General features: G+C 61.9%; 1 protein-coding gene. It reads left to right on the top strand.

The features are described 5' to 3' along the window. The coding region (locus A6V29_RS09940) for a tRNA (guanine(46)-N(7))-methyltransferase TrmB (protein WP_212719204.1) at positions 1-265 on the top strand (265 nt) is incomplete at both ends.

Raw genomic sequence — 265 nt, 5'->3', positions numbered from 1 at the left:
CGTGTGCTCTTCCGATCTATCACGCCGACACCGAGGCTTCGCACCGTCAGGGCTCCTTCTTTGGACGGCGCAAAGGCCACAAGCTTCGTGCGCATCAGGCCGATCTGATGGGAAACCTGCTTCCCCATCTCGCCCTTGATCTTGCTTCGCCTGCTGATGCCGTGCTGCCGGCGTTGTTCGATCCGCCGATCGATGACCTGCGGATCGAGATCGGATTCGGCGGCGGCGAGCATCTCGCGGCCGAAGCAAAGGCCTATCCACGAAC

The sequence above is a fragment of the Blastococcus sp. CCUG 61487 genome (assembly GCF_005222955.1).
Taxonomy (GTDB): Bacteria; Actinomycetota; Actinomycetes; order Mycobacteriales; family Geodermatophilaceae; genus Blastococcus.
The sequence above is the reverse complement of the archived record's forward strand: the minus strand, read 5'-3'. Positions and strand labels throughout refer to the sequence as shown.